The organism is Chitinivorax sp. B (assembly GCF_005503445.1).
GTDB lineage: Bacteria > Pseudomonadota > Gammaproteobacteria > Burkholderiales > SCOH01 > Chitinivorax.
Genome location: NZ_SCOH01000024.1, coordinates 15,758 through 38,601, shown reverse-complemented (window position 1 = coordinate 38,601; position 22,844 = coordinate 15,758). Strand labels below are relative to the sequence as shown.

The following is a 22,844-nucleotide window of genomic DNA, read 5'->3' as shown; positions in this document are numbered from 1 at the left end:
ATTACATTTTTATAACAAAAATTTACTTTCGAGGTAGCAAAAACCGCATCATGGCATCGTAAGACAAACCATCCGTAGCCGGCGAAGTTCGGTGACACGGACGGTTCCCGGACAATTACTCACGTATCAACAGACGACGATAGTTGGGATCAGCCTGAATCTCCGCATCACTGAATGGCAGCTTTGCAAACACCTTTTTCTGATACAACGGCATTGCCTGGTCCATGAAATGGCTACTATCCGGGTCTGTTGACTGTGAATAGGTCAACATCGCCTCCGCAATCGGTCCCTGACGATCCCAGCTGACAGTCTGAATGTAGCTGGAACCCGATACCGCCTCGGTATAACCCGCTGTAGTCAGCGGTGTCATCGTGATCTTGTTGAACGCCCCCTCAAAGTCGTCACCGCCATGCAAACCGATTGTCACACCATTGCGACGCACAAACTGCAGTTGTTGTAAGGGGACCGATAGATTGATACCCAGCGCGGTCAGCTTCTTAACCGTCAGACCCAGGTGCTGAAGAATGGCCAGCCGTGTCACCGGGTCGGCCGTATTGAGCGTGTTGGGGGTATGTACCGGATCATTCGGATTGAATGGTACCGCCCAGATGTTTTTGAGCTTGCGTGCATCGCGCCAGAACTCTCGGAACACCACCACACCAACACTGTCCAGGTTCACCTTGCGATCCCAACGGGACAGCACACCGCACGCAGCGCTCAAATCAACGACTTCACCCGTCGATAATGTCACGACTGACTGCTGTTGACAGGCTGCAAGCAACGTATCCAGCGTCAACTCTGCTGCCAACAGGCGATTACCGAACATGACCGACTGCAATGAGGCCAAGCTGTCAAAACCTTTGCCAGGCAAACCATCTGTCCCGGCCAGCCGCTGCTCGATCTGCATGATGCCAAGTCGGGTGCGCAAGGTGCGCACGGTACCCACTGGGCCAAACACGGGCGAAAAGCCTGTCAGCGGTTGTTTCGGGTTGGAAAGCCAATAGCTGTCGTTCCCGTTGGCGACATAATCCTCCCGCAGTAGCGATGGCATGGCAGCGCCACCGAACAGGCCGGGTTGACGGGCCAGGGGATCTTGCACCCATTCGCAAGCAGCGGTACTACCATCCAACAGCAACATGCCGGATGCAGCGTAGACGGCTTTTGACAAGGGGAACTGTCCACATTGCTGATACAGCGCGGCCGATACATTCGGTGCCGCGCCAATATCGGCATAAAGGGTATCGCCGGCACGATCAGCCGCAATGGTATTGACCCATGGCAAGCCGGTCACGTCATACAGGGCACGCTTCACATCCTGCACATTTCTGGCCGTATCCAGACGGAACCACTGCTCCACGATTCGGGTGTTCCCCAAATTGGCATCACGCAGGGTATAGGCCTTGTCCGCAGTCCAATTCAGATTAGGTGGGTTAATGACTATCGGCCCGAAGTGTGAGAAATAGACCGTGCGAGTCTGCGTGCTCAGCACTCCGCTCGGCTCGATCACCTCTACCGTCACGGTTTTGGCCTGCAGCTTACGACGTGTGCCGTCGTAGATATAAGACAACGGATCCTGCGGATCCATCTTCAGCTCATACAGCGTGAACCGTTGTGTTGTCGAAACTGTGTGGCTCCAGGCCACATCACGATTGAATCCGATCAACACACCCGGTACACCGCCAATGGTAGCGCCCATCACATCCAGCTTCCCGGGAATCGTCAAATGCAGTTGATAAAAGCGATTGGTGGTCGCCCACGGAAAATGAGGATTCCCTAACAACATGCCCAGCCCCGAACCGGTCACTTGCTTGCCCAATGCATACGCATTCGATCCGAACGGCTTTTCAGTCATGTTACCCAGTTGACGCAACCCTTCCGGGTCAGATAGCAATGGCTCGACCGTCTGAGGGTAGGCTCGCATCGCACGAGCAGCCGCCACCGGAGGTTGAGCTGTAACAATCGCCTTCAGGAATGCCCCGCCAGAAGCCTGAATCGCCTTTTCGGACATCAAGCGATACAAATCCGCATCGGTGATTGGACGTAGCCACGGTTTCCCACGACAGGTCGCATGACGGGTGTCGCTCTCGCGAAGGTAACGGTTGTAACCAGCCACATAACCCCGCATCAGCTCACGGGCCTCTGCAGGGGCAGATTCATAACCGCTTTTCAATGTGGCATCATCAAAATAGGTTTTGAAAAACACATCACTGCTAAGATTATCGACCTCGGCAAACGCCACATTGGTTTTACCCGTTGCCCCAAAATACCGTGAACGCTGGCCGTTTACCGTCACGACCTGATCAGCCAGCATACATAGATTATCCCGCGCATAGGCATAGCCCATACCGAAGCCCAGGCTGGCATGATCAGCCGCCTTGATATGTGGAATACCCCAGCTGGTGTAACGAATATCCGCCTTGAGCGCATCATCGTTCTGTTGTTCGCACCCGTTCAAGAAGATCAGGGAGAGCATGCCTGCCAGCAGATAGCTGCACAGTTGAAACGGGCGCGTCATGACAATCCGGCGCATGAAAATTCACCTTCGAGAAATAGAAAAGGGTTTTGTTCAGGCAGTAGCAACGAACAACGCTGCAGAGATCAGCAGCAGGCCACAGACAATGTCCAGCATGCGCCGATAGCGTTCGTTTTCCACCACGGCTGCAATACGTGCACCCACAACCGAGTACGCCAACAGAATCGGGAATTCCAGCACAATAGCCAGTAACCCCAACACCATGATGCGCAGACCCGCATGGTCATTCGAGCCGATGAAATTGGGTAGCATCGCGCCGAAGAACAAAATGGATTTGGGGTTGGAGATTTGCAACACCAGACTTTGCCGGAACAACGCCATCGGCTGATGGCTGGTGACTCCGGCCTTGACCTGCAACACTGAAGTGGGTGACAGCATACGCTTGAGGCCGATGTAAATCAGATAGGCAACTCCAGCATAACGAATGACATTGAACAAGGTCGGCGAGGCCAACAAAATGGCCCCCAAACCCAAGGCAGACAGCCCGCAATAAATGACATTGCCCGCCAGAATACCCAGTACCGACGCCTGTGCACGCCACCAACCGTTTGAAATGGCATGCCCGACAACCTGCAATACAGCCGGGCCAGGGGAGATATTCAGTAGAAAATTGGTAACGGCAAAGGTAATCAGGAACTTCAATTCAAACATGGTTGACAGGCGCTGTTGCCAACGCCGCTCCGATTAAGAATTTACGATGACGGGACAATCGGACCAGACAAGATCCTCAACAAACTAGATTGTTACCTGACTCGCCATTGCTGGCTGATCGATACAGAACGGATTCATATCCCCGTTCCAGAACAGCAGCGGTTGCGTAGTGGTCATGCGCTCGCATTGCAATACTTCGCCAATGAAAATGACGTGATCGCCTTCTACGTATTGCCTCCGATTGGCGCATACAAACCAGGCCAGGACATCGTCCACCACAGGTTGATCGTGCAGCATCAACCGATGCGGCACGCTGGTAAACCGATTGCCCGGTGCAGTGGCAAAATGCCGGCCCAATACACTCTGCTGATGGTTGAGGATACTGATCGCAAAGTGGCCTGTTGCCTGAAAAATCGGCAACAGCCCGGATTGTCGTGACAAACTCCATAACACCAACGGTGGATCAAGCGATACCGAACTGAACGAATTGATCGTCAACCCGACCGGCTGGGCATCACCCGCTTGGGTCGCCACGATGGCCACACCGGTCGCAAATTGCGACAGAACCCTGCGCAAGGCACGACTATCGAGCGGTGCCGGCATCGTGCCTGTTTCGATGGTTTGTCCGAGCGTGGTCATCGCTCAATCAACCAGTAAGGCCGCTTGCAGGTGAGGCACAAACCCGTTGGTCATGGGATACCGCCGCTCACGCGACAACGCCTTTTCGCTCAGTTTGACGCCCGGCGGTGCCTGTCGCCGCTTGTATTCAGCCCGCTCCAGCAAGGTCCAGACTCGCAGGACCGTATCACGCGCAAAGCCCTGTGAAACCAGATCTGCAACGGTCTGCTCCAACTCGACCAGACCATGCAGAATGGCATCCAGCTCGTCATAAGCTGGCAGATTGTCCTGATCCTTTTGCCCCGGCTTCAACTCCGCGGTAGGCGCCTTGGTCAACACCCGATCCGGGATCATTTGCCCGGCCGGCGCCAGGCCATCCGCCAAGGTATGCTGGTTACGCCACTGTGCTGCCACATAGACATCGGTCTTGTACACATCTTTCAGTGGGTTGAACCCACCGCACATATCGCCATACAACGTGGCATAACCCACAGCCATCTCCGATTTGTTTCCTGTCGTCAGCAACATGTAATTCAACTGATTGGACAAGGCCATCAACGTCACGCCACGGGTTCGTGCTTGCAGATTCTGGCCGGTCAGATCACCCAGCTGTTCACCCAGTACCCCGTTCAGCATGCCTTCAAGCGCTGTGTGGGCAGGCTCGATGGCAATATGATGCAACCGAATACCCAAGGCATCGGCAATGGCTTTGGCATCATCCAGACTATCCTGACTGGTGTAACGCGAAGGCATCATCACTGCCAATACTTGATCAGGCCCCAACGCATCGGCCGCTGCAACGGCAACCAGTGCAGAATCAATCCCGCCGGACAAACCCAACACCACGCCAGGAAAACCATTCTTGATGACATAGTCACGCAAGCCAAGCACCATGCCAGCATAAGCGTCGCCGATATCGGCCGGCTGGTTGTGATGAGGCCCATCCACCCATTGCCAACGTGCGTCCTCGTTCGCCACCAGCGTGACCACATCCAACGATGGTTGCCATGCAGGGAACGTCGCCGCCAATTGGCCCTGTGCATTCAACGCGAAACCCGCCCCGTCGAATACCAGTTCATCCTGCCCACCCAACAGATTGACATACAGCAGGGGCAAACCGGTCTCCTGCACCCGCGCCCCAGCCGCAGCCAGCCGCGCGGCACGTTTTTGACGTGAATAAGGACTGGCATTCAAGGCCAACAGCGCTTGTGCGCCTTGTTGTTGCAATTGTTGCGCCACGTTGCTTTGCCAGCCGTCTTCACACAACAGAACACCGAGTTTGATTCCAGCAAGTTCGATCGGCGTGTTATCACGGCCAGGGCTGAAGATACGCAGTTCGTCGAACACGCCATAATTGGGCAACAGCTGCTTGCTCAATACCTGCTTGATCTCACCCTGATCAATCAGTAAAGCCGCATTGGCGAGCACGCCATGAATCCGCCACGGTGTGGTCAGCAACAACGCACACGTACTGGCCTCAGACAATTGCTGTAACTGTGACACTTCACGCTCAATGCAATCCATGAACTCGGGCTTGAGCACCAGGTCTTCTGCCGGATAACCAGACAACGCCATTTCAGGCATGATCAGCAGATTGGCCGACAACTGTTGGGCCTCCAGCCAGGCGGACTGGATATGCCGGCTATTGCCGAGAATGTCACCCACGCGTGGGTTGAGTTGGGCGCAGGCAATCGATAGTGATTGGTTCTTCAAGACAATGACTCCACCCCAGCCGGGGACGAATGATGACAAGCACGGGAGATGGCTGACCGCAGCAAGTCAGCCATTTGTAGCAGATGCGAATGAATGAAGAAGTGACCGGCTGGCAACCAGTGCTGGCGGCACGGGCCTAACGTCAGCGACTGCCAAGCAGCAATACCACCCAGATCGGTTTCTGGGTCGAGTTCACCAGCCAACACCTCGATTGGACAAGTCAACAATGGCCGGGCCTGTGGGCGATAAGTTTCAATCAGCCGGTAGTCGTGCTGGATGGGTTTCGCAAAGCAGGCCAACAACTCAAGATCAGCAAGAATTTCGGCCGGCGTGCCGCCCATGGTGGCCAGATGCTGCTGTAAAGCAGGCAAGGTCATCCGATGAACATCTTTGGCGGGCGGTAGCTGATGCGGGGCATTCATTGCACACACCAATAGTGCCTTGGGTGGCATGCCAGCCTCAGTCAACATCAAGGCAACTTCATAGGCCAGCAGTGCCCCCAGACTGTAACCCAGCAAAATGGGGGATGTTCCCATGGGCAGAATGGCTTGAACGGCTTCATGGCAGATATCTTGCAATGTGCCATCCTGCGCATCCCGGATTCGACGCCCTCGCCCAGGCATGACGAATTCGGCCAGGCTGACCGCATCCGTCAATGGCTGAGCAAGTGGCTGAAATACCATGCCATTTCCACCAGCATAACCAAAACCCACGCAAGTCGGCGGTGTTGAATGGTAACGATGCAGATTCTGCAGAAATATTGGATTCATGAGCGTGCCATGTCGGGTTGTTCCGCCAGCCATGCGACCAATCGACGGCGCAAGGCCTTGCGTTGAATCTTGCCAATGGATGTGCGTGGGATATCAGTTTGGCTGCAGGGGAAGTAATGCACTGCGATATCCGAAATCTGCTGCGCTACGACTTGTTGAATCTGCGACAACAGTGCAACAGCATCGCCACCCTGCTCAGCACAGTAGAACACGCCCAGCACGGTACGCCCTTGTTCGACCACCTTGCATACTGCGCAGTATCCAGCTGCAACACCTGTCAGCTCCTCCAGTTGTGCCTCTAATTCGTAAGAATGGAGATTTTGCCCCGCTACATCGATGCCATCTCCTTCCCGATCGGTCATATACAGCTCGCCGTTCAGGATAAATGCGCGATCACCGGTATCGAACCATCCATCCACCAGAAACTTTTCATCCTGCCCAGCGTTGTAGTAACCACAGGTTACCGATGGCCCTTTGACCTGCAGGGCTCCCACGTCTCCTTCCAGCAGCACCGCCCCTTGCTCATCCACAATCCGAATCTCAGCACCCGCAATGGGCTTGCCCAGGCTTGCATAGCGACCATCGACCACCGAAAGACCCGTTGGCCAGGTAATGCCCGAACAGGTTTCCGACATACCAAATGCAGGGCGTACAGACTGCCGACGTAACCCATGTTGGGCGAGTCGATCAACAAAATGTTCAGCAAATCGGGTACTGATACTTTCACCCGCATTGACCAGGAAACGCATTGAAGACAGATCCCAGTTGGCATCGGTGCGTTGCAACAGCGCTTTGGCGACGACATGAAACACGTAATTCGGCACCCAGGTCACGGTAGCACGGTACTGCTCGATAAAATCAAGCCAACGGGTAACATCCTGCCGCACCAGACCATGGGCAATGTGTACCTGCGAAGCGCCTGCGCACACCGGCAAAACCCCGAGAAAAACAACCGCACCGACATGATCCATCGGCATCCAGTTAAGAAAGCAATCAGTCGGCGAGAAATCATTCATCAAGATGCCACCAGCACACATGCTCAGTATGGCGTCCCCGGTTTGCATGACCGGCTTGGGTACCCCCGTTGAGCCAGAGGTAGGGAAGATGACGGCAAGATCCGCGGCACATCGTTCCGATACCGCGATTGGTTCAGCATCCGCTGTGGTGATGGACAACATGTCACCATTGATGACGGTCAGTTCATCCCAGCCAAACCGTGCCTTGGCAGACGCAACCCGCTCCAATTCATCGCCGGCAACCCACATGACTGTGGCATCCAGCTGCTTCAGGGCGCTGACCACACCACGTAGCGCGAGCTCATCGTCAGGCCAGGGGTTACTGGCGGCCAATGGTACGACAGCGAATCCCCCCACTACAGCGCCCCAGAATGCCAACAGGAATGACATTGGATCGGCCAATCGGATCAGCACGTTACTGCCAGGGCGCGCCCCTGCCGCCAACAATCGCGCAGCAATCGCCTGGGCTCGCTGATAGACCTCTCGGTAGCTGAAGAAAACGACCTGACCGGCCCTGTCAACCACATGAATACCGATCTGCTCATCAGCAGCTGCCGCCCGCGCCAGTGCGGCAGCCAAGGACGATAACGCCTTGACTGGATGATTCAGCGGCCCACCTTGTGACAAAGCGGGTTTGAAGATTTCAGACATGGTGATCAGCCTTGATTTCGAATCACAGGAAATGTGACAGGACAATTGCATTACGCAGCCATTGCTCGACCGCGTCGCCTTGTCCTTCGCGAATCAATTGCAACCATTCGACAGATGGCACCACGGGCGTGCAGTAACGTTCATCCAGTATCAAATGCTGGGTAGGAACTCGCCATTCACGTTTCCAAGTGAAATCGATGTTCCGATCGGGGTCCAAGGTCACATGACGATACAACTGACTGTCAGGCAACTGAGTCGCTTCTGCCTCAGTCTGATAGATCACCGGACGTGCACCTTGGCGGAACAACCAATTACGGTCGACAACAAACCCCACAGGCGCATAATTGATCCCAAAGGTCTTGGAGGATGCCAGCAGCTTGGCTGATACATTGAGCGGGGTTTCGGTGAAACCCACACAATGCTGGCTACCCAATATATAAGGTGGCTTCGTGCCAGCTATCTGCTTGCTGGCCAAGGCCCGAGAGAAATCGGCGACAATATCGCCCACAGTTGGCTTCAGCCAGTGGGTCAGCTTGTCAGTCAAATCAATCCGCAGTCGTCTGTCCATTATTTCTGTTCCTCACCCATTCGATTGAACATCTGTATTCTTTTGCCTTGCATAAAACGCAATTCGATCAACACCATGCTGACAACAATTGCCCCAAACATGACCAATGTGGTGCTGAGCAGACCCATCACATCAGATAACCATCCACCCAGATAAATCACCACCACAATCCCCAGGGTGGACGCTGAAATGCCAATGGAAGACACCACCGCCATGTTTTCCTTGGGGCAAGCAGTGATCAGATTTTTCTGAGAGAACGTAAAAGCCATTTCAAACAGGAATAGGTAGACGGCGTACACCAATAGACTGGGAATGGTCCACTGCAACAGCACCGAACCCAACATCGCCATGGCAGCCCATAAACACATGACCCATGGCTCCGCTTTACCAGCACGGTTGTTTTGCTGCATCAACAGCGCCACAAACATTGCCCCAACAAAGAATGCCGCGCTGGCGATCGCTTGCAGGTACATGACCCCTTGCGGCCCCATCTGCAGATGAGATACCGGCAACAAGGTACGAGCAATATTGTGATATCCCTGAAAGAATGCGGTGGTCATGACTACGTAGGCAAAATGCCGGGTCATGTCGGGGCTCTGCTGCACCACACTGAACACTTGCCAGATACTGGCCCTGCCACCCGTGGGACGGGCTGCCGTTTCGGCATGTAATGGAGATAGCGAGCAATACAGCGCCCCGGATATCAAGAAGGTCAACGCATCTGCCAGCGTAATCCCTAGCATGGTCAACTTGCCGACCAGTGCGGCACCAATCAGCGAACCAATTGAAATTCCAAGAAAGGTAGCGGTACCCACCAATGACGCCGCTTTTTCAATGAATCGATCCGGGACATGCTCTTTCAAAGCCACCACCCGTGCCGACTTACTGATACTTTCGGCCAGCCCACGACCGAACAACCACAGATAGACAGCAGGTAGCCAACCATAGCTCAAACCAATCAGCAACGAAATCGCACCGCCTACCCATTCGCTGTAAGCGGATAGACGGCGTGAGGACAAACGGCTGCTCAGCACGTTGACCAACGGTGCTGAAAAAATCGCCGCAAGCCATTGTGTGGCAAATACTGCAGCCGCCGCAAAATTGGAGGTGGTATGTTGGTAAACATATACTGACAACGACAACATCAGCAAAAAGTTACCGGTGGTACTGACAAAGATGGCTAACCATATCCTGATAAAGCTACGGTCACGAATCACTTCCATCAAGCTTGGCACGACTACTCCTATTTTCAGCAGATTCTGGGCGGCACGCCTATCATTCGCCAGGTCAACTTGCCACATCCAGCCTTAAATCATCTAACCTGGATATTTCGCGAATTCGCGAGGTGATGGCGCAGGATTTTGATTCATAGGGAGATTTCGTGAAGGAGTCGCGTAGTGGCTCTTACGCGCGACAGAACGAAAATCTTCATATGGATCAAAAGACAAGCCAGCACTCGCGTCAATTTATGAAATATCCAGGCTAGCTATTCCGTACCGGTAGTCACCCCAACTACAGCCGGTAACGACTCAAATCGATGCCATATTGTCCAACCAGTCTTAACATCTCATTGGTGATCCAAGCCCCCAGGCGATTGACCAATTCCGATTGGGCAATCGAATCTGCATCGGGCTCAATCGCCCAGCAAAGTGCTTGATGACAGTCATTCGCCTGTGCGGAGTAATACTCAGCGAATGTCCGATGGCATAGCCATAGGTCACGGGTATATTGCCGGCACCGATCCATGGTCAGATCAAACGCTGCTCGTACCAACGCTTTCATGATCCATTCGCAGGTATTCACCTTTTGTGCCACTTGCTGCTCGTTTTGCAATCGCTCGCCATACAACCGCAGTCGTTCCGGTACATACAAAGCCTCCCCCATCACTTCCGGGCCCGGGTAATAGTTTTCGAGCTGTTGCGCATAATCGATGCCATGCAGGCAAACAGATTGTGTTTTGATCAGAAAGGGCCAAGTGCTGTAATAGCTGTCCAACACATTTGCTTCGGTGCAGGCGTGAAATTCAAACTGCGTTAAGCCCGGTGCCAGCATGGATAAATGCTTCAGTTCTGTATCGGTCGGCGCCGGGCATTGTGGCAATGCGTCACGATCCAGTACCGCAAAGGTATCGAAATCGGAACATCCCGGGATTGCATTGCCTCTTGCGACCGAGCCACGTACATAAACACTGCGCAGTGTGTCGCCAAACCATTGCTCATATAGACGCACCGTTTCCTTTGCCAGGCTCGGCTCGATATGGGACAGACTGGTATCGTTGATCAGTGCGCCATCAGGGGTTAGGGGCAGAAAGGAGCCCACAGCCTTTATATCAGCCGGCATGCGATATCTCCTGACCTTGTGGTGCTAATTGATCAATTTTGTCAAAAGTCTGAATGGCCACCTGCATCGCTTTGATGGCCTTCTGCCAACCCACGAAAAATGCAGTCAATTCAATCACATTTACCACTTCCAGCTTCGACCAACCCGCTTTGATGGCCGCTGCCACATGGAACTCCAGCCCACCTTCTTCTGACGGCTGGGTGGCAGCCAATGCCGTTGCCAACAACAGTTTTGTCTTGAGGTCGATGGCTTGTTCTCCTCCATAAAACTCCCCAAACATTTCAATAGTCCGTTGCTTGAAGGCTGGTGCATTGACACGCATCCCATGCAATAAGCCGTGCGGATTGCCAAGGTCCAGTTCCATCTCCTTCAAGACTGCGATGCCAGTTTCCAATCGACTGGATTCGTGATGTTTATCTTGGGTATCCATTGCAAAGCTCCTTGTTTATTGCAGCCCAGGCCGGCCAGGTCGTCGCGCGGTCAGCGCCTGCTTGCGGCGTGCAGCGTGTACTGCTGATTCACTTTGAACCGTGGTTGACGCGCTTTCTTCAGGTTGATTCTGTTGTTGAAGATGTTTCCCAAGCGCGGCAATACTCGGGTGCTGAAACAAATCCACAACATCCAGCTGCAGATTCAGACGTTCGACCAGCCGGTCCCGCGCTTGTACCATCAGCAATGAATTGGCGCCCAGCTCAAAGAAATTGGCTTCTCGGTTTGGCAATGCGGACAGACTCAACAATGCCATCCAGACAGATGCGATTTCTTGTTCCAGCTTGTTTTTCGGCACGATGCCTTCCACCGGTTGCCGTTGCTGAAGATAGGGCGTGGCATCTGGCAAGCGCTTGCGGTCAACCTTGCCACTGGCAGTCAACGGCAAAGCGGGCAGCGTGAAGAAATGTACCGGGACCATGTGGGACGGTAAGTACTGCGACAGGGCTTGTTTCAATGCCACGGAATCGAGGGTCATCCCGTTGCTGCTGGTCATGAACGCTACCAATAGTGGCGTCTGCCCTTCCACTTCATGGATCGTCGTGGCGCAATGAGCCACGCCCGGTAGTTGACCAATGGCAGCGTCGATCTCACCCAGTTCGATCCGGTTACCACGCAACTTGATCTGGAAGTCGATCCGACCATGAAAAGTCAACACACCGTCACCGCGCCAACGCCCCAAATCACCAGTTCGATAGCAAGGCAAAGGGCAGCCCAGCTGATCCCATTGGGTCGTCACAAAGTTGGCCGCGGTTTGCTCAGGTTGATTGGTATACCCAGCAGCCAGACCAGGCCCCGCTATCCAGATTTCGCCAATGGCCCCTTGCGGTAACGGTTGCCCATGCGCATCCACCACGAACAGCGTGGTATTGGCGTTGGGTACACCCAGTGGCACCGTCAGGGTATCCAGATCCTGTTCTGCGACAACGTGTGTCGCACTGGTCATGGTGGCTTCGGTCGGGCCATACTGGTTGATCAGCGTCAGAGCTGGGCCAAACAGCTGGCGGGCGCGACGACAATCGTCGCCACGCAACCGCTCGCCGTTCAACATCAGCGCTTGCAAGGCATGTCCGTCTGTCACCAATCTCCCCTGCTCTGCCAACAACGCCCGCAGCAAGGTCGGCACCATCGACAGCACATGGCTGACGCGCTGTCCCACTATGGTGTTAATGATGCGCGCCGGGTGCTTGGCGACCGTATCGTCGACCACCACAGCACTCGCCCCAGCCCCCAGCGCGGCAAACAGATCACGCACGGATGGGTCGAAACTGAAAGCAGTCAATTGCAGGACCCTGTGGCCATGACGTAACCCCAGCTTGCGGATCAGGAACTGCAGATCATGGGCTACGCCACCGTGCCGAATCAGAACCCCCTTGGGAACACCCGTCGAGCCGGAGGTAAACATCAGGTAGCACGGATGCTCTGCCGTTACTGGCACCTGAGGCGCGGTGATATCGAAATGCGTATCGTCGTTGCCATACGGTAAAACCGCTGGCAACCCAAGCGCATCGATCTCGCTTCGCAAGGTGGCTTCCACCACCACTGCACGACACGCCGCCTGACCGAGCACCAATTGACGGCGTGCTGACGGCCATTCCGGGTCGATCGGCAAGTAGGTAGCCCCGGCTTTCAAAATACCGAACAAGGACACAATCCGCGCAAAACCACGTGACTGGAACACCCCCACGATGTCACCTGGCTGTACACCAGCAGCAATCAATTTATGCGCAAATTGATTGGCTTGCTGATTCAGCTCGCCATAACTCAATTGCCCGCTCTCGCTCAGCAAGGCCACCTGATCAGGCGAGTGGCCGGCCTGCTGTTCAAACAGGTGGTGTACCAGATCATCTGCCAGTAAGGTTGTGTCCGGCCGGGACTGAACAAGATTCAATTCATCCAGTTGAGCCGCCGACAGCAAGCACAAACCAGCCAGCGGCTTGGCCGGATTGCTGGCCACCATTTGCAATAACGCTGCCCAACTGGCGCCCAGGGCCTGGATGGTGTCTGGCAGATACAGCGCGCTGCGGTAATCGAGATTGATCTCAATCGTATTGCCGTCATCGAACAAATGGACATTCAAGTCATACTTCGCACTGCCATCGCCCAATGGCATGGCGGTCACACTGACGCCATCCAATGCCAACCCTGCCTGTGAAACAGGGTCCAGTACAAATTGAACCTGAAACAACGGGGACAAGCCGAGCCGCCGCGGTGGATTGACTGCATCCACCACATCGTCAAAGGCCACCGACCGTCGATCCCGTGCAAAGCGGAAGGCCTGAGTCGTCCGACGCAGTAATTCGACAAAATCCGTGGCCTCCGCGCTATCCACCCTGATTGCCAGCGTATTCAGCAATGGCCCGATCACATCCTCACTACCTGGCACATCGCGACACACAATCGGTACACCGACGACCAGATCATGCTGTCGCCGATAGGTAGCCAATAGCAGGAACCAACTGGCCAGCAGCACGCAGAACGGCGTCGTTGCTTGTTCTGCCGCCAGTTGCTGGACATGGCGACGTGTCGCTGAGTCCAGTTGGAAGTGATGTCGCGATGTCTGGTAATGACTGCTCGGCGACCGGTCTCGATCAACGGGTAAGCCGGATTCCGGTGGTGCGTCACGTAACATCTCGGCCAGCTCGGCCAACTGACGACGATAATCTTCCCGCTGCTGTTCATCGGCCTGGTATTGCGCCAATTCGGCAAACTGCACCGGCGCGCGATCAATGAACGGGGGTTCGCCGTCCCGACGACGACGATAAGCTTCGCTCAATTCGCCAAACAACGTGATCAATGACATACCGTCGCAAGCGATATGGTGGATATTGGCCAGCAGGTAGTGCTCTTCCGCACTGACCGACCAAATACCAAAGCGTGACAGCGGCTCGTGTACCAGATCAAACGGTCTGCTCAAAAAAGCGGCCATTTGCGACTCAACGACTGCAGGCTCCACCCAGTGCCGTTCGATCAGAACGATTTCGTACGGCATCACTTGCAATGTGGGCATGTCGTGATGACAATCCAGCTGGCTACGCAAAATCCAATGGCGCGCCAGTAGATCACGCAAGCCGGCCGCCAAAGCACCGATATCCAGCCTGCCTTCCAGTCGGTACGCCGCGGCCATGTTGTAATTTGCGTTCGGCCCTTCCAAGCGGAACAGGAACCACAAGCGTCGCTGCATGGCCGTCAATGGCACGCAATGTGCTACTGACAAGGTAGGCAATGCCGCCATCATCCCATCTTGAGAAAGATGTGAGGCCATGCCACCCAACGTGGCATGACGGAACACAATATCGATATCCAGCGCCAAGCCCAGCTCCTGCCGGACGCGCCGTACCAGTTCCAATGCCAGCAGCGAATGCCCACCCAGGGCAAAGAAGTCGTCCGTCCGCTGCCGTGGCGCCTGCCCCAGCAAGGTTTGCCACAGGCCCGCCAGTTGCCGTTCCGATGCGGTCCAGTCGTCCTGCTGCGCGGTCCCCTCCTGCCGGGCCGGCAGGTGCTGCGGCAAGGCGTTACGGTCCACCTTGCCGCTGCGGGTCAGCGGCAGCTCAGGCAGCCACAGGTAACGGGCCGGCAGCTGGTAGCTGGCCAGGGTCTGCGCCAGGGTCTGCCGCAAGCTGGCTTCCGCTTGCGCCTGGCCATCCCGGCTCTGGTAGAAGCCGACCAGGATCGGGTGGCCGTGGTCGTCCTGACGCAAGGCCACCGCTGCCTGGGCGATCGCCGGCACCGCCAGCAGGGCGGCTTCGATCTCCCCCAGTTCGATGCGGTAGCCGTTCAGTTTGATCTGTTGGTCGCGACGGCCCAGGTAGTGGTAGCAGCCGTCCTGGCAGTACACCAGGTCACCGGTGCGGTAGCGTTGCCCGGTATGGCCAAGGCCGCCGCTCAGGAAGGCCTGCACGGTCAGGTCCGGGCGCTGGAAGTAGCCCAGTCCGACGCAGTCGCCGTCGATCTGCAGTTCACCGACCACCCCCTCCGGCAGCGGCTGACCGTCCTGGTCGACCACTTGCAGCCAGCAACCAGCCACAGCATGGCCCAAGGGCACCGGGCTTGTCTGTTGTTGCAGGTCGGCCGCCAGCCAGTGGTAGGCGACCACGTCGGCGCATTCGGTGGGGCCATAGCTGTTGAGGATACGCGCCGGACTGCCGCTGACCTGCTGCCAGTGCCGTAACGGCTCCAGCTGGATCGGTTCGCCGCCCAGGACCACTTGCCGCAGGCTGGCCAATGCCCGGTAGTGGTCGGGTTCGCTGTCCAGCAGCAGGCTGTGGAAGGCGGTCGGGGTGCAGTTGACCAGTTGCGCCTGTTGTACCTGGAGCGCCTGCAGGATCGCTTGCGGGTCGAAGCGGGCGCTGCTCGGGAAGCCGATCTGGCCACCGCAGGTCAGCGGACCGAGCAGGTTCTTCTGGGTCAGGTCGAAGCTGGGGTTGCTGATCACCAACACCCGGGCCGCGTCGGTCAGGCAGGTCTGCCGGTACCACTGCAACAGGCCGGTCAGGCCGCCGTGATGCACCCGCGCGGCTTTCGGCCGTCCGGTGGAGCCGGAGGTGAAGATCAGGTAGGCCGCGTCGGTCGGTTCGACCGGCGTGGGTTGCCAGTCAGCCAGCCGATGGGGCGAGACGGTCAATAAGGGGATGGTGGACGTGGCAGTCTCTGTGACGGTGGCGTCGGTCGGCTCCGCGGTCAGGAACAGCGCCGACAGTTGCGCTTCTTCGATCAGGGTCTGTCGCCGGGCCAGCGGCAGTTGCGGGTCCAGCGGGACATAGGCGGCCCCGACTGCCAGGCTGGCCAGCAGCGCGATCACCAGTGCCGGGCTGGCCGGCAGTTGCAGGCCGATCTGCTGCCCGGCACCCAGGCCATGCTGCCGCAGTTGCTCGGCGGTGGCGCCCACTCGTGCCCACAGGGTGGCGTAGTCCAGTGACTGGTCGCCCTGGACCAGCGCCACCGCCTGCGGCGTGGCGGCCACTTGCGCGGCGATCTGGGCCAGCACCGGCTGCCAGGGTGTGGGGCGCGCCAGCGCGGCCGGTGCGCTCGGCTCGGCCAGGGCGAACTCGCCCAGTACACGCTGTGGGTCGGCCAACGCCTGGCGCAGCAAGGTCTGGTAGCCGGCGGCCAAGGTCGCTACCTGCGCCGCGCTCAGTGCCGCCTGCCGGTAGTCGAACAGGCCTTGCCAGTGTTGACCGCGTTGTTCCACCGTCAGACACAGGTCGAACTTGGCTTGCTGCGGGCGGTAACGCAGCAGCCGGGTGCGCAGGCCCGGCAGCGCCAGGTCCTGTTCCGATACCGTCTGCAGGCTGAACATCAGGTTGCTGGGCACTGTGTCGCCACGTGCCCGGCCATCCGCCACCACCTGTTCGAACGGGATACCCTGGTGCGGCAGCATCGCCCGCGTCGCCGCCGCTTCCTGCTGCACCAAGGCCAGCAGCGATTGCGCTGGGTCCAGCACACTGCGGCTGACCACGGTGTTGGTCAGGAAACCCACCAGTGGCTGGGTGTCCGGGTGGCTGCGGTTGGCGACCGGTACCAACACGCACAGGTCACGTTGCCCCGCATACTTGCTCAGCAACAGCTTGTACACCGCCAGCAACCAATGATACGGCGTCACACCGCTCGACGCGGCGCGTTGTTGCAAGACGCTGTGCAGACTGTCCGGCAAATTGAGGATCAGCTGGCCAGCCCGATCGTCGTCACTGGCAGCCGCGCCAAAGCGCAGCGGGGATACCGCCGGGGTCAGTTGCTGCTGCCAGTAGTCGCGACCAGCCTGTTGCTGGGCCGGCTGCCCGGCTTGCCAGACGGCCCAGTCCGCCACCGTCAGCGTCACCGCCGGCAATGAGGGCAATTGACCGGTCTGCAGCAGGTGCTGATAGGTCGCGGTCAGTTCGTCCAGCAACTGCGCCATCGCCCATTCGTCGATGGCGCTATGGTGCAGACACAGCAGGAAGGTGTGATGCTCAGGACCGTGACAGATCAATTGACTGCGGCACGGGGCATCCTGCGCCAGATCGAACGGTCGATCGGCAAAGGCCTGCAACAAGGCCTGGCTGTCGCTGGCGGGGGCAGACTGCAGAGCGCAGTCTGGGGCCGGTAGGTCCCAGTGTTGCTGCAGTTGCCCGGCGTGCTCCTGCAGGCGGGTCCGCAAGGCGGGATGACGTTGCAAGGTGGCAAGTACGGCTTGTTGCCACGCCTCGCGTTGCAACGGACCATGCAGTTCGATGCCTGCCGCCACATGGTAGGCACTGCCGGCGCCTAACCGGTCCAATAACCACAGCCGTTGCTGGCCAGGGGTGGCGGGCTGCGGCGAGCCGCCAGCCAGGGCCGGGATCGGGGCCTCGGCCGCAGTGGCTTGCAGTTGCTGGGCCATGTCGGCCAGCTGGCCATGGCGGAAGATGGCTTCCACGCTCAGCGCCAAGCCCAGCTCCTGCCGGACGCGCCGTACCAGTTCCAACGCCAGCAGCGAATGCCCACCCAGGGCAAAGAAGTCGTCCGTCCGCTGCCGTGGCGCCTGCCCCAGCAAGGTTTGCCACAGGCCCGCCAGTTGCCGTTCCGATGCGGTCCAGTCGTCCTGCTGCGCGGTCCCCTCCTGCCGGGCCGGCAGGTGCTGCGGCAAGGCGTTACGGTCCACCTTGCCGCTGCGGGTCAGCGGCAGCTCAGGCAGCCACAGGTAACGGGCCGGCAGCTGGTAGCTGGCCAGGGTCTGCGCCAGGGTCTGCCGCAAGCTGGCTTCCGCTTGCGCCTGGCCATCCCGGCTCTGGTAGAAGCCGACCAGGATCGGGTGGCCGTGGTCGTCCTGACGCAAGGCCACCGCTGCCTGGGCGATCGCCGGCACCGCCAGCAGGGCGGCTTCGATCTCCCCCAGTTCGATGCGGTAGCCGTTCAGTTTGATCTGTTGGTCGCGACGGCCCAGGTAGTGGTAGCAGCCGTCCTGGCAGTACACCAGGTCACCGGTGCGGTAGCGTTGCCCGGTATGGCCAAGGCCGCCGCTCAGGAAGGCCTGCACGGTCAGGTCCGGGCGCTGGAAGTAGCCCAGTCCGACGCAGTCGCCGTCGATCTGCAGTTCACCGACCACCCCCTCCGGCAGCGGCTGACCGTCCTGGTCGACCACTTGCAGCCAGCAACCAGCCACAGCATGGCCCAAGGGCACCGGGCTTGTCTGTTGTTGCAGGTCGGCCGCCAGCCAGTGGTAGGCGACCACGTCGGCGCATTCGGTGGGGCCATAGCTGTTGAGGATACGCGCCGGACTGCCGCTGACCTGCTGCCAGTGCCGTAACGGCTCCAGCTGGATCGGTTCGCCGCCCAGGACCACTTGCCGCAGGCTGGCCAATGCCCGGTAGTGGTCGGGTTCGCTGTCCAGCAGCAGGCTGTGGAAGGCGGTCGGGGTGCAGTTGACCAGTTGCGCCTGTTGTACCTGGAGCGCCTGCAGGATCGCTTGCGGGTCGAAGCGGGCGCTGCTCGGGAAGCCGATCTGGCCACCGCAGGTCAGCGGACCGAGCAGGTTCTTCTGGGTCAGGTCGAAGCTGGGGTTGCTGATCACCAACACCCGGGCCGCGTCGGTCAGGCAGGTCTGCCGGTACCACTGCAACAGGCCGGTCAGGCCGCCGTGATGCACCCGCGCGGCTTTCGGCCGTCCGGTGGAGCCGGAGGTGAAGATCAGGTAGGCCGCGTCGGTCGGTTCGACCGGCGTGGGTTGCCAGTCAGCCAGCCGATGGGGCGAGACGGTCAATAAGGGGATGGTGGACGTGGCAGTCTCTGTGACGGTGGCGTCGGTCGGCTCCGCGGTCAGGAACAGCGCCGACAGTTGCGCTTCTTCGATCAGGGTCTGTCGCCGGGCCAGCGGCAGTTGCGGGTCCAGCGGGACATAGGCGGCCCCGACTGCCAGGCTGGCCAGCAGCGCGATCACCAGTGCCGGGCTGGCCGGCAGTTGCAGGCCGATCTGCTGCCCGGCACCCAGGCCATGCTGCCGCAGTTGCTCGGCGGTGGCGCCCACTCGTGCCCACAGGGTGGCGTAGTCCAGTGACTGGTCGCCCTGGACCAGCGCCACCGCCTGCGGCGTGGCGGCCACTTGCGCGGCGATCTGGGCCAGCACCGGCTGCCAGGGTGTGGGGCGCGCCAGCGCGGCCGGTGCGCTCGGCTCGGCCAGGGCGAACTCGCCCAGTACACGCTGTGGGTCGGCCAACGCCTGGCGCAGCAAGGTCTGGTAGCCGGCGGCCAAGGTCGCTACCTGCGCCGCGCTCAGTGCCGCCTGCCGGTAGTCGAACAGGCCTTGCCAGTGTTGACCGCGTTGTTCCACCGTCAGACACAGGTCGAACTTGGCTTGCTGCGGGCGGTAACGCAGCAGCCGGGTGCGCAGGCCCGGCAGCGCCAGGTCCTGTTCCGATACCGTCTGCAGGCTGAACATCAGGTTGCTGGGCACTGTGTCGCCACGTGCCCGGCCATCCGCCACCACCTGTTCGAACGGGATACCCTGGTGCGGCAGCATCGCCCGCGTCGCCGCCGCTTCCTGCTGCACCAAGGCCAGCAGCGATTGCGCTGGGTCCAGCACACTGCGGCTGACCACGGTGTTGGTCAGGAAACCCACCAGTGGCTGGGTGTCCGGGTGGCTGCGGTTGGCGACCGGTACCAACACGCACAGGTCACGTTGCCCCGCATACTTGCTCAGCAACAGCTTGTACACCGCCAGCAACCAATGATACGGCGTCACACCGCTCGACGCGGCGCAGGCACTTAACTGGTTACATAACTCAATGGGTAAATCGAACAGCAAATCGCCACCCGCAAAGGCGGCACCAGCCACTTCACCCGCCCCATTAAAACGGATAGGAACAGGCGGAGATGTCAGCCGTTCACGCCAAAACGCCAACGCCGTGTCATGCTGAGCTGAATGCTGACGACGTGCCACGTCCGCCATGGTCGTGCTATTGACAGGCCAAGTCGGTATGGTGCCCTGGCAGAAACTGTCATAGGCACTGCGCAATTCCTTCAGCAGTACTGAAAAACCCCAGCCGTCGATGGCGGTATGGTGGACGCTGATAAAGAAGTAATGGGTCTCTGCATCCGCTTGTGTCATGCAGACCCGAATCGGCAGGTCATGTGCCAGATCGAACGGGCGATTGGCGAAAGCCGCCAGCCAATCCTCCGGCGGTTGTTCTGGCACGGGAATCAAGTCGACCATCGGTTGTGCATCAGCCAACTGCTGGCTCAGCTCACCATTCTGCTCAATCAGTAAGGTACGCAGGGCGGGATGACGCGCCAAACAGGCATTCAACGCCTGGCACCAGGCCTGAAGATTCAGCTTGCCCTGCCAGGCAATACCTGCGGCGATGTTGTAGGCGCTGCCCGCTCCTTGCTGGTCAAGCAACCACAAGCGTCGCTGGCCCGAGGTGGCAGGGGTAAAGCTTACCGATGCATCGGTTGTTGCAAGCGATGTCACGGCCGACGCGACAGAATCACGCGGCAGGTTGATCAATGCAGCTTCCAATTCGGCAAGCGATTGCTCGCTGAATAGCCATTCAATCGGGGGCAGGCTACCCAGGCGCCTCCCCAAACTGCCTTGCAATTCAATCAGCTGTAATGAATCCAGCCCGGCCTGCAACAAACTGGCGTTGGGGTCGAGCCGTGGCAATGGGATCGCGATATCTTGCAAGGCCAGGGCGACCAAGCCTTGATCACTTGTCTGGTGAGCTGCGTCAAGCGCATTTGATTGCCCCTCGACCAACGACAGGCCACCCGACAACCAGGCCGATTTCATGAAACCACGACGGATCTTGCCGCTGGAGGTCTTAGCCAACGTTGCCGGCTTGATGGCAATGAGCCGGGACAACGTCAAGCCATGGACTGCAGCCACTCGCTCGCGAACCTGCTGCAATACGGCTTCGTGATCATATTGGCGTAACGCGGTGCGCCCGACTTCCTGCACCACGACCAATTGCTCCCCTTGCCCGCCCTCATGCAGAAAAGCTGCCCCACCGCCACTGACAAAGCCAGACCACGCTTGTTGTACGGTTGCTTCAATATCCTGCGGATAATGGTTACGGCCACGGACAATCAGCAATTCCTTGAGACGACCAGTGACATACAACTCCCCATCCAGCAACGTGCCCAGATCACCCGTACGACAAAACAGCCCAGCATCGGGCAGATCGGCACAAATCTGAAACACGGCCGCATCCGCGTCGGGTCGCATCCAATAGCCACGCGAAACACTTTCGCCTTGCAGCCAGATTTCGCCGATTTCGCCCGCGGCACATAACTTGCGCGTTTCCGGGTGAACGATCCGAACCTGTTGATCACCCCAAGGTTTACCGCAACTGACCAGCGAACGGGTGCGTTGAGCCGTACTGGCCAACAGCGGTGCCAACACACCTGACTCCAGTGCATCGGCATCCACCTCGATCATTGGGGAGATGCTGCCCGGCACTGGGCCGGTCACGAACAGCGTAGCCTCGGCCAGCCCATAACAAGGATAGATCGCGCTTTCCCGTACCCCGTGTGGCGCGTAGGTTTCCAGAAAACGTCGTTGTGTCGCGGCACGGATTGGCTCAGCGCCGTTATACACCACTGACCAACTGGATAAATCCAACCCGGCACGATCAGCTTCCGCTACTTTGTCGACACACAGGTCATAGGCAAAATTGGGGCCACCCGTACACGTCACCCCCTGCTCGGAAATGACCTTCAACCAGCGCAGCGGCTTTTGCAGGAAAGCCATTGGCGGCATCAAATGGCACGGCACCCCCAAGAACAACGGCTGCATCACGTTACCGATCAGCCCCATGTCATGAAACAATGGCAACCAGCTGGCAAACACGGTGTGGGGGCCATTGCCCATGCCTTCACGAATCAGTTGCTGGTTTTGCAGGATGTTGCCATGACTGATGATGACGCCTTTCGGGTCGCCCGTTGAGCCCGACGAATACTGCAGGAAAGCAATGGTTCCCGTTGTGGCGGCTGGGTTTCTCCATAGTAATGCCTCCACGGTTGACAATTGGTCCGTGCAGATCATCGGTAATGGATCGCGATCCGACGCCTCTGCTTCACGCAACAAATCCGGCAAGGTGGCAGCATTGGTCAGAATCGTCTGGGCGCCACAACTGGCCACCAACTTTTGCAAACGATCAGATTTGGAGCGATTGCCCGTGGGCGGGTAAGCAGATACCGCAATGGCGCCCGCATACAGGCAACCGAAAAATGCCACGATGAAGTCCAGGCCGGGCCGATACTGCAACAGTACAGCCTGACCCGACAACCCACGGGTCTGCAACATGCCGGCGACAGCTCTCGCCTCTTGATCCAATTGGCCAAAAGTCAGCGTGGCGGTGGTTTCCTCACCGTTCTGCATAAAATTGAAGGCCAGTTGATCCGGTCGCACGTCCGCCCAGTGACGGATCACATCATAGTAATTCTTCGCATTGCCAGGAAGTTGCATCATCGTCATCTCAAAGCGCTACCCGCTATCCGAACAAACCACAGGTAGCGGTGGGAATCATCAGGTTCTGGCAAAC

General features: G+C 58.1%; 11 protein-coding genes. All 11 read right to left on the bottom strand.

Annotated features, from left to right (window positions below):
* Positions 1 to 115: 115 nt before the first annotated feature.
* The 11 genes from FFS57_RS15010 to FFS57_RS14960 all read right to left on the bottom strand — a co-directional run bounded on the left by FFS57_RS15010 (position 116) and on the right by FFS57_RS14960 (position 22,771).
* Entirely contained in the window at positions 116 to 2,530 is a 2,415-nt protein-coding gene (locus tag FFS57_RS15010) for an acylase (RefSeq protein WP_137938627.1), read from the bottom strand.
* 36 nt (positions 2,531 to 2,566) lie between these two features.
* Positions 2,567 to 3,184 carry a LysE family translocator gene (locus FFS57_RS15005; protein ID WP_137938626.1) on the bottom strand — a complete coding sequence of 206 codons (618 nt, stop codon included), beginning with the start codon at positions 3,182 to 3,184 and terminating at the stop codon, positions 2,567 to 2,569.
* 84 nt (positions 3,185 to 3,268) lie between these two features.
* Entirely contained in the window at positions 3,269 to 3,823 is a 555-nt protein-coding gene (locus FFS57_RS15000; protein ID WP_137938625.1) for a flavin reductase family protein, read from the bottom strand.
* 3 nt (positions 3,824 to 3,826) lie between these two features.
* Complete coding sequence (locus FFS57_RS14995) at positions 3,827 to 5,515, bottom strand: NAD+ synthase (protein ID WP_137938624.1); 1,689 nt, start codon at positions 5,513 to 5,515, stop codon at positions 3,827 to 3,829.
* Complete coding sequence (locus FFS57_RS14990) at positions 5,512 to 6,285, bottom strand: thioesterase II family protein (protein WP_171013974.1); 774 nt, start codon at positions 6,283 to 6,285, stop codon at positions 5,512 to 5,514. The genes FFS57_RS14995 and FFS57_RS14990 overlap by 4 nt, the downstream gene beginning before the upstream one ends.
* Positions 6,282 to 7,952 (bottom strand): AMP-binding protein, encoded by a 1,671-nt coding sequence (locus tag FFS57_RS14985; RefSeq protein ID WP_171013973.1) that lies wholly within the window; start codon positions 7,950 to 7,952, stop codon positions 6,282 to 6,284. Before FFS57_RS14985 ends, FFS57_RS14990 begins: the two co-directional genes overlap by 4 nt.
* A gap of 22 nt (positions 7,953 to 7,974) precedes the next feature.
* Positions 7,975 to 8,520 carry a hypothetical protein gene (locus FFS57_RS14980; protein ID WP_137938621.1) on the bottom strand — a complete coding sequence of 182 codons (546 nt, stop codon included), beginning with the start codon at positions 8,518 to 8,520 and terminating at the stop codon, positions 7,975 to 7,977.
* The gene (locus tag FFS57_RS14975) at positions 8,520 to 9,755 is read right to left on the bottom strand and encodes an MFS transporter (protein ID WP_171013972.1); all 1,236 of its coding nucleotides are present in this window, start codon (positions 9,753 to 9,755) and stop codon (positions 8,520 to 8,522) included. The genes FFS57_RS14980 and FFS57_RS14975 overlap by 1 nt, the downstream gene beginning before the upstream one ends.
* A gap of 277 nt (positions 9,756 to 10,032) precedes the next feature.
* Positions 10,033 to 10,860 (bottom strand): nucleotidyltransferase domain-containing protein, encoded by an 828-nt coding sequence (locus tag FFS57_RS14970; RefSeq protein ID WP_137938619.1) that lies wholly within the window; start codon positions 10,858 to 10,860, stop codon positions 10,033 to 10,035.
* Positions 10,850 to 11,290: a carboxymuconolactone decarboxylase family protein gene (locus FFS57_RS14965; protein ID WP_137938618.1), complete on the bottom strand. Its 441-nt coding sequence runs from the start codon at positions 11,288 to 11,290 to the stop codon at positions 10,850 to 10,852. Before FFS57_RS14965 ends, FFS57_RS14970 begins: the two co-directional genes overlap by 11 nt.
* Before the next feature lie 15 nt (positions 11,291 to 11,305).
* Entirely contained in the window at positions 11,306 to 22,771 is an 11,466-nt protein-coding gene (locus tag FFS57_RS14960) for a non-ribosomal peptide synthetase (RefSeq protein WP_171013971.1), read from the bottom strand.
* Positions 22,772 to 22,844: the final 73 nt, after the last annotated feature.

Excerpts from the sequence above, each read along its gene's own strand:
- FFS57_RS14985 (WP_171013973.1), bottom strand. The coding sequence starts at position 7,952 with ATGTCTGAAATCTTCAAACCCGCTTTGTCACAAGGTGGGCCGCTGAAT.
- FFS57_RS14990 (WP_171013974.1), bottom strand. The coding sequence starts at position 6,285 with ATGAATCCAATATTTCTGCAGAATCTGCATCGTTACCATTCAACACCG.
- FFS57_RS14965 (WP_137938618.1), bottom strand. The coding sequence starts at position 11,290 with ATGGATACCCAAGATAAACATCACGAATCCAGTCGATTGGAAACTGGC.
- FFS57_RS15005 (WP_137938626.1), bottom strand. The coding sequence starts at position 3,184 with ATGTTTGAATTGAAGTTCCTGATTACCTTTGCCGTTACCAATTTTCTA.
- FFS57_RS15000 (WP_137938625.1), bottom strand. The coding sequence starts at position 3,823 with ATGACCACGCTCGGACAAACCATCGAAACAGGCACGATGCCGGCACCG.
- FFS57_RS14970 (WP_137938619.1), bottom strand. The coding sequence starts at position 10,860 with ATGCCGGCTGATATAAAGGCTGTGGGCTCCTTTCTGCCCCTAACCCCT.
- FFS57_RS15010 (WP_137938627.1), bottom strand. The coding sequence starts at position 2,530 with ATGCGCCGGATTGTCATGACGCGCCCGTTTCAACTGTGCAGCTATCTG.
- FFS57_RS14960 (WP_171013971.1), bottom strand. The coding sequence starts at position 22,771 with ATGATGCAACTTCCTGGCAATGCGAAGAATTACTATGATGTGATCCGT.
- FFS57_RS14980 (WP_137938621.1), bottom strand. The coding sequence starts at position 8,520 with ATGGACAGACGACTGCGGATTGATTTGACTGACAAGCTGACCCACTGG.